This window comes from Achromobacter sp. 1011811831, assembly GCF_059760905.1.
The window spans coordinates 1-7405 of the sequence record NZ_JCBANG010000154.1; the positions used below are offsets into that span (position 1 = coordinate 1).

Sequence of the window (7405 nt, forward strand, 5' to 3'; positions counted from 1 at the left end):
GCCCGGACCCTGGTCCAGGCCGCCCGCGCTGCCTTCAGCGGCCGCGCGCGAAGACCTGTTCGCGCTGTTCTTCCAGCGCCTCGCTGCGGATGAAGTCGCGCACGAAGGCGTCGGCCGGGTGGTGGTGCAGGTTGTACGGCGTGTCCCACTGCGCGATGCGGCCCTTGCTCATCACGCCGATGCGGTCGGCGATGGCGAAGGCCTCGGCCTGGTTGTGCGTGACCAGGATGGCGGTGTGGCCGGTGGCCTTCAGGATCTCGCGCACCTCGAAGGCCAGCCGCTCGCGCGTGTCCACGTCCAGGTTGGAAAAGGGCTCGTCCAGCAGCAGCAGCTCGGGCGACGGCGCCAGCGCCCGGGCCAGCGCCACGCGCTGCTGCTGGCCGCCGGAGATCTCGTGCGGATAGCTGGCAGCGGCATGGCTGAGCCCCACCAGCTCCAGCATTTCCTCGACCCGGCGCGCGCGCGCCGCGCGGTCCAGCTTGCGCAGGCCGAAGGCCACGTTCTGCGCCACCGTCAGGTGCGGGAACAGCGCATAGTCCTGGAACATCATGCCGACCCGGCGCGACTCGGGCGCGACCTGCATGTCCGGGGTGGAGATGACCGTGCCGTCCAGCAGGATGCGGCCGGCGCGCAGCGGCTCGAAGCCGGCGATGGCGCGCAGCACGGTGGTCTTGCCGCAGCCGGATTCGCCCAGCAGGCAGCCGATGTGGCCGGCGGGCAGCGACAGCGTCAGGTCCCGCACCACGTCGCGCACGCCCTTGGGCGTGTCGTAGGCCAGCGAGATATGGTCGATTTCGAGCAGATCGGACGGCAAGATGTTCAATGTCCCATTTTCAGATTGGTGCGCGCCAGCAGGATGACGGGCAGCAGGCCCGCCAGCACGATGGCCAGCGCGGCGACCGCGCCTTCCTCGTAGGTGCCTCGGGCGGCCTCGGCGTACAGCCAGGTGGCCAGCGTGTCGAAGTTCATCGGGCGCAGCAGCAGGGTGGCGGGCAGTTCCTTCATGGCGTCCACGAACACCAGCAGCGCGCTGGCCGCCAGGGCCGGGCGCAGCAGCGGCAGGTGGACGCGGCGCAGCGTGCCGGCCGACGTCTCGCCCAGCATGCGCGACGCCTGTTCCAGCGACGGCGGAATGCGGGCCAGGCCGGCCTCGATGGCGCCGGTGGAGATGGCCAGGAAGCGGATCGCATAGGCGCACACCAGCGCGCCCATGGAGCCCATCAGCAAGAGGCCGCTGCCGCCGAACAGGCGGCCCACGGCCGTATCGATCCAGACGAAGGGCGTGAGCAATCCGATCGCCAGCACCGTGCCGGGCACGGCGTAGCCCAGGCTGGCGATGCGGCCGCAGGCGCGCCCGGGATTGAAGGCGGCGCTCTCGCGCAGCGTGCGTCCGGCCCAGGCGACGATCAGGCCGCACAGCAGGGTGACGACGGTAGCGCAGAAGGCCACGGTCAGCGTATTGCGCAGCCCGACCAGCAGCTGGCCCGACACGCCGCCGACCAGGTGCAGGCGCTTGTAGGTTTCCACCACCAGGTACAGCGCCGGAGCGACGAAGCCCAGCAGCACGGGAATCCAGCCCAGCGCCGCGGCGACCAGCGCCGCCGGACCGTGCAGGCGGCGCGGCTGCATCGGGCGCATGCGTTGCGTGTTGGCATAGCGCTGGCGCTTGCGTCCATGCCGTTCCAGCAAGATCAGGCCGACGACGATGGCCAGCATGGTCAGCGCGATCTGTGCCGCGCCGGCCAGGTCGGAGCGCGTGACCCAGGTGGTGTAGACCGAGACGGTCAGCGTCTGCACGCCCAGGAATTCCGAGGCGCCGATATCGTTGAGCGTTTCCAGCAGGGCCAGGCTCATGCCGACCACGATGGCCGGACGCGCCAGCGGCAGCGCCACCCGGAAGAACACGCCGGCGCGGCCGGCGCCCAGGGTGCGGGCGGCTTCCAGCAGGCTGGCGGCCTGCGTCATGAACATCACGCGGGTGCTCAGGTACACATAGGGGTACAGCACGAAGCCCAGCACGAAGATCGCACCCTGGATCGAGCGCAGGTCGGGCAGGCGGAACTGGCGCGGACTGTCGTAGCCCAGGATGGCGCGCAGGCCGGTCTGGATGGGGCCGATGGGATGCAGCAGGTCCAGGTAGGCGAAGGCGATGATGTAGGTGGGCACGGCCAGCGGCAGCAGCAGCGCCCAGGTCAGCGTGCGGCGCGTGGGGAATTCGTAGGCGGTCACCAGCCAGGCCGATCCGGTGCCCAGCAGCGCCACCAGCGCGCCCACGCCGGCCAGCAGGATGAGGGTGTTGGCCAGCGCCTGGGGCAGCACGTAGCTGGCCAGGTGTTGCCAATGGGCCAGGTCGCCGCCCAGCGCCCACCAGCCCAGTATCAGCAGCGGCGCGAGCACCGCCAGGGCAATCAGGGCGGCGCCGGCGAGCCAGCCGGCGCCGCGTTCCGTCCAACGCAGCCGCAGGGGCCGGGACAGGGATTCAGTGTGCATGCTTGTACGTCGATAGCTTCAAGTTCTGGCGTCCGGCGCGTCCGGCTTCCTGAGCGGCAAGGCCTGCCGTCGTCCGCCGGGCGTGAGCCGGGGCGGGCGAGGGCAGGCCTCTGGAGACCGCCGGGACCGCGCGCCGGAGCCGCGCCTGGTGGCGCGGCCACGGTGCATCAGTTGTCGAAGCCGACCTTGTCGACCAGCTCGCTGGCCTGCTTGCGATGCTTGGCGATTTCGGTCAGAGGCAGCGGGTCGATCTTGAGCTCGCCGAAGCTGGCGATCACGGGGTCGAGCTTCACGCCCTTGCGCACCGGGTATTCATAGTTGGCCTGGGCATACAGCGCCTGGGCGGGCTCGGACACCAGGTAATCCAACAGTTTAATGGCGTTGGCCTTGTTGGGCGCATGCGCGGCCACGGCGGCGCCGCTGACGTTGACATGCGTGCCGCCGCTCTTGGCGTTGGCGAAGGTCGGGCGGATGACCTTGATGGCGTCGCCCCACTTGCGGGCGTCGGTGCCGGCTTCGGCGTTCTTCATGTGGCCCACGTAGTAGGCGTTGGCCAGGCCGATGTCGCAGATGCCGCCCAGGATGTCGCGCGCCACGTCGCGGTCGCCGCCGGCGGCCTTGCGGGCCAGGTTGGCCTTCACGCCGCGCAGCCATTTCTCGGTGGCTTCGGCGCCGTCGTGCGCGATCATGGAGGCGACCATCGCGGTGTTGTAGGGGTGCTGGCCGGAGCGGATGCAGACCTTGCCCTTCCACTTGGGATCGGCCAGGTCTTCATAGCGGAAGGATTCCAGCTTCAGGTCCTTTTCGACGTACAGCACGCGGTCGCGCAGCGACAGGGCGTACCACTTGCCATCGGCGCCGCGCAGGTTGGCGGGAATGACGGATTCCAGCGTCTCGGACTTGACCGACTGGGTCACGCCGCCGTCGACCAGGTCCAGCAGGTTGCCGATGTCCACGGTCATCAGCACGTCGGCGGGCGACTTGGCGCCTTCGGCCTTGACGCGCTCGAGCAGGCCGTCCTTGACGAAGACGGTATTGACCTTGATGCCGCTTTCCTTGGTGAAAGCGTCCAGCAGCGGCTGGATCAGCTTGGGCTCGCGGGTGGTGTAGAGGCTGACTTCCTCGGCGGCCTGGGCTTGCACGGCGAAGGCGGCGGCGCCGGCCAGGGCCAGGACGCGCAGCAGGGAATTCAGTTGGGGACGCTTGGACATGAACAACTCCGGCAAGAGGACGCGGGAAGGGCTGCCTTCCTGCGGGTGGTGCCAGCGGCCTGGACGCATGCCGGGGCCGCATAACGAAAATGATTATCAAATGGAAGTGCGACGATACCAGGAAGATTTCCGGCGTTCAACTACGCGTAAGGAGGTGTGACCCGTGCTTGATCCCCATCAATACGGCATAAGCGTATTACGGAATAATGAGAGCAATTATCATCGAGACCCTGTAGAATAGGGACAACCCTAATGCCGACCACCGCCTATTCACTCTTGCCTGTTTTTGAGTGCGGCTCGGAAACCATCCTCGCGGAGCGCGGACGGGCCGCAAGCCCGGCAACGCCGAACCGCCCATAATTGATACGACATGGCTGCTTTCAATACTGAGCGCGTGCTGAGCGTGCACCACTGGAACGACACCCTGTTCTCCTTCACCACCACGCGTGACGCGGCCTTGCGGTTCCACAACGGCCACTTCGTCATGATCGGCCTGGAAGTCGAAGGCAAGCCGCTGCTGCGGGCCTACAGCATCGCCAGCGCGAACTACGAGGAAAACCTCGAATTCCTGAGCATCAAGGTGCAGAACGGCCCGTTGACGTCGCGGCTGCAGCACCTGAAGGAAGGCGACACCATCCTGGTCAGCCGCAAGCCCGTCGGCACGCTGGTGGTCGACGACCTCAAGCCCGGCAAGCACCTGTTCCTGTTCGGCACCGGCACCGGCCTGGCGCCCTTCATGAGCATCATCAAGGACCCGGACGTCTACGAACGCTTCGACAAGGTCATCCTGGTCCACGGCGTGCGCTGGGTCAGCGAGCTGGCCTATGCCGACTTCATCGGCAACGAGCTGCCCAACAACGAGTTCTTCGGCGAGATCGTGCGCGACAAGCTGGTCTATTACCCGACCGTCACGCGAGAGCCTTTCCGCAACCAGGGCCGTATCACCGAGCTGCTGGAAAACGGCAAGCTCTGCCAGGACATCGGCATTCCCCAGATCAACCCCGAGACCGACCGCGCCATGATCTGCGGCAGCCCGCATATGCTGGCCGACATCAGCGCCATGCTGGATGCGCGCGGCTTCACCGTGTCCCCGGGCGTGGGCCAGCCGGGCGACTACGTGGTGGAACGCGCGTTCGTCGACAAATAAGTCGCCGCGCCGATCCCGCCGCAGGGCGTGCTCGCGGAACTACAAAAAGCCCATCGCATGCGATGGGCTTTTTGCTGGGCGCTGCGCACATCCGGCCCGCGTCGTGGGGCCGGTGGCGCGCCAGTACGGCCAGTACGCGGAGCCCAGGCGCTGCGCGCGCTTACTCGGGCTGAATCCCCGCCTTCTTGATGATATCGCCCCATTTCGCCGCTTCCGCCTGCTGGAAGCGGGCCAGCTCTTCGGGCGTGGAACTGGCGGGATCGGTGCCCGTCTGCGCATAGAACTGCTTGGCCGGCGCGCTTTGCGTGGCTTTGACCAGCAGCTCATTCAGGCGCTTGGCCACGTCCGGCGGCGTGCCTGCCGGCGCGTAGGCCGCGAACCAATAGCCCATTTCATAGCCCGGCACGCCGGCTTGCGCGATGGTCGGCACGTCGGGCGCCAGCGGCGAGCGGGCCAGTCCGGTGACGCCCAGGGCGCGCAGCTTGCCGGACTTGACCTGGGGCAGGCCGGTGGCGGTGTCGGTGATCATCATGTCGATCTGGCCGCCCAGCAGGTCCGTGACGGCCAGCGGATTGCTCTTGTAGGGCACGTGCAGCAGCTGCACATCGGCCATCTGCTGCAGCAGCTCGCCGGCGATGCGGCTGCTGGAGCTGCCGCTGCCGAAGCTGAGCTTGCCGGGCGACTGGCGCGCCTGGGCAAGGAAGTCGCCGACGCTCTTGGCCGTCGAATTCGGATTGACCACCATGATCTGGCCGCCTTTGCCCAGCAGCGTCAGCGGCACGTAGTCCTCCACGGGCCGGTAGGTCAGCGTCTTGTACAGATGCTGGTTGGCCGCATGCGTGGTGTTGGTGGTGATGAGCACGGTGTAGCCGTCGGGCGCGGCGCGCGCGGCGGCGGCCGCGCCGATCATGGCGCTGGCGCCGGGTTTGTTCTCGATCACCACGGCCTGGCCGGTCTGTTCCGTGACGCCCTGGCCGATGGCGCGCCCGATCTGGTCAGTGGCGCTGCCGGCCGCGAAGGGCACGATGAAGGTAATAGGCTTGGCAGGGAAGGACTGGGCCGAGGCGGCCAGCGGCAGGGCGGCCGCCAGCAGCAGGGCGAGCCGGGTCTGGAGGGGCGTGCGCATCGTGTGTCTCCTGTGTGTGTTCTTGTGGGGTGGATCAGGCGGCCGCAGGGCGGTCGCCGGGTATGTCGGGCAGACGGGCCGCCAGCGCGGAGCTGACCTGCACCGTCATGTCCAGCAATCGGAAAGACAGGCTCTTGCCGTGGGCGTCCAGGTTGAGCGCGTCGTTGACGCCGCCATCCAGCGCGTTTTCCAGCACGAAGTTCATCGCGTGCAGGCTGGGCAGCAGATAGCGGATCACGCGGCGCGGATGGCGGCTGGCGAACCAGGCCGCCACGCGGTCTTCGCTGACCTGGGCGGCCAGGACCGCGTAGCATTCCGGATCCCAGGCGATCAGGCTCAGGTTCGAGATGTCGCCCTTGTCGCCCGAACGGCCGTGGCCGAGGCGGTACAGGGGCACGCTGACGAGGTCGGCGCTCATTGCGGGATCTCCTCCAGGAAGCGCCAGCCGGCGCGCACCGCGTCGCGCGGGATGGTGCAGGACATCATGTTCAGGCGCGGCCGCAGGGCGGTGCGCACGCCGCCGCCGCCGGCCGGGCCGCAGGTGTAGAGCGCGGTCACTTCGCGCAGCAGCCGTTCGGCCTGGGCGCGGTCGGCGTGCGTCGCGGCCAGGCGCAGGCGCACGTCGCGCGCCCGGCCTTCCGGCAGGCCGGCCAGCATGTCGCCGCCGTCGTCGCCCAGCACGCTGACCACGCCGATGAGATCGGCGCGCAGCCGCAGCGCCGGACCCAGGCGCCGGCGCACGATGTCGGCTGCTTGCCGGGCACGCGCTTCGGCCTGCACGCCGGCGTAGGAGATCTCCGCCTCGGCCAGCCAGCCGCCGCGATAGCAGACGTTGACCTTCAGTTCGTCCGGGCGGGCATGGCCGGTGACGCCTTGCACCGCGACGCGGTTGGTGCCCAACTCGACCACGCGGGCCTGGCTCAGGTCGGCGGTTACGTCGGGGGTCAGATAGCGGGCGGGGTCGTGCACTTCGTACAGCAGCTGTTCCTTGGCCGTGCGGGCATCGACCATGCCGCCGGTGCCGTCGGCCTTGCCGATGACGAACTCGCCATCGGACTGGATTTCGGCAATGGGGAAGCCGGCTTCGTGCAGGCCGGGCACGTCCTTCAGGCCCGGCACGCTGAAATAGCCGCCGGTGACCTGCAGGCCGCATTCCAGCATGTGGCCGGCGATGGTGGCGCGTCCCAGGCGCGGCCAGTCGGACGCGTCCCAGCCGAAATGGGCCAGCGCCGGCCCCAGCGTCAACGAAGGGTCTGCCACGCGGCCGGCGACCACGATCTGCGCGCCCTCGACCAGCGCCTGGGCGATCTCGGCCGCGCCCAGATAGGCGGTGGCGCTGACCACGTCCAGGCCGTCCAGCGCGGCGCCCAGCCGTTGGCGCAGCAGGTCGCGTTGCTCGGGCGCGTCCAGCGCATCGCCGTGCACCACGGC

The 7405-nt window shown here is 68.7% G+C and carries 7 protein-coding genes; 1 reads left to right on the forward strand and 6 read right to left on the reverse strand.

Annotated features, from left to right (window positions below; all coding sequences use genetic code 11):
• Positions 1-34: 34 nt before the first annotated feature.
• The 3 genes from AC6LJ9_RS29785 to AC6LJ9_RS29795 all read right to left on the reverse strand — a co-directional run bounded on the left by AC6LJ9_RS29785 (position 35) and on the right by AC6LJ9_RS29795 (position 3701).
• Complete coding sequence (locus AC6LJ9_RS29785) at positions 35-823, reverse strand: ABC transporter ATP-binding protein (RefSeq protein ID WP_498150346.1); 789 nt, start codon at positions 821-823, stop codon at positions 35-37.
• Positions 820-2490, reverse strand: a complete 1671-nt coding sequence (locus AC6LJ9_RS29790; protein WP_498150347.1) for an ABC transporter permease — start codon at positions 2488-2490, stop codon at positions 820-822. The genes AC6LJ9_RS29785 and AC6LJ9_RS29790 overlap by 4 nt, the downstream gene beginning before the upstream one ends.
• 167 nt (positions 2491-2657) lie before the next feature.
• Positions 2658-3701, reverse strand: coding sequence for a Fe(3+) ABC transporter substrate-binding protein (locus AC6LJ9_RS29795; protein WP_498150348.1), 1044 nt, complete (start codon positions 3699-3701; stop codon positions 2658-2660).
• A gap of 370 nt (positions 3702-4071) precedes the next feature.
• Between AC6LJ9_RS29795 and AC6LJ9_RS29800 the strand changes: the two genes are divergently transcribed.
• Entirely contained in the window at positions 4072-4848 is a 777-nt protein-coding gene (locus AC6LJ9_RS29800) for a ferredoxin--NADP reductase (protein ID WP_103274508.1), read from the forward strand.
• A 160-nt stretch (positions 4849-5008) separates the two neighbouring features.
• Here the strand turns inward: AC6LJ9_RS29800 and AC6LJ9_RS29805 are convergent, their stop codons facing one another.
• From AC6LJ9_RS29805 to AC6LJ9_RS29815, 3 genes are all read right to left on the reverse strand, one after another.
• A complete protein-coding gene (locus tag AC6LJ9_RS29805) occupies positions 5009-5974 on the reverse strand; it encodes a Bug family tripartite tricarboxylate transporter substrate binding protein (protein WP_498150349.1) in 966 nt (321 codons plus the stop codon).
• A gap of 34 nt (positions 5975-6008) precedes the next feature.
• Complete coding sequence (locus tag AC6LJ9_RS29810) at positions 6009-6392, reverse strand: AtuA-related protein (RefSeq protein WP_498150350.1); 384 nt, start codon at positions 6390-6392, stop codon at positions 6009-6011.
• Positions 6389-7405: acyclic terpene utilization AtuA family protein (locus AC6LJ9_RS29815; RefSeq protein ID WP_498150351.1), on the reverse strand; the 1017-nt coding region annotated here is incomplete at its 5' end. The genes AC6LJ9_RS29815 and AC6LJ9_RS29810, both read right to left, overlap by 4 nt.

Coding starts and splice junctions, on each gene's coding strand:
- AC6LJ9_RS29805 (WP_498150349.1), bottom strand. CDS start 5,974: ATGCGCACGCCCCTCCAGACCCGGCTCGCCCTGCTGCTGGCGGCCGCC.
- AC6LJ9_RS29800 (WP_103274508.1), top strand. CDS start 4,072: ATGGCTGCTTTCAATACTGAGCGCGTGCTGAGCGTGCACCACTGGAAC.
- AC6LJ9_RS29790 (WP_498150347.1), bottom strand. CDS start 2,490: ATGCACACTGAATCCCTGTCCCGGCCCCTGCGGCTGCGTTGGACGGAA.
- AC6LJ9_RS29795 (WP_498150348.1), bottom strand. CDS start 3,701: ATGTCCAAGCGTCCCCAACTGAATTCCCTGCTGCGCGTCCTGGCCCTG.
- AC6LJ9_RS29810 (WP_498150350.1), bottom strand. CDS start 6,392: ATGAGCGCCGACCTCGTCAGCGTGCCCCTGTACCGCCTCGGCCACGGC.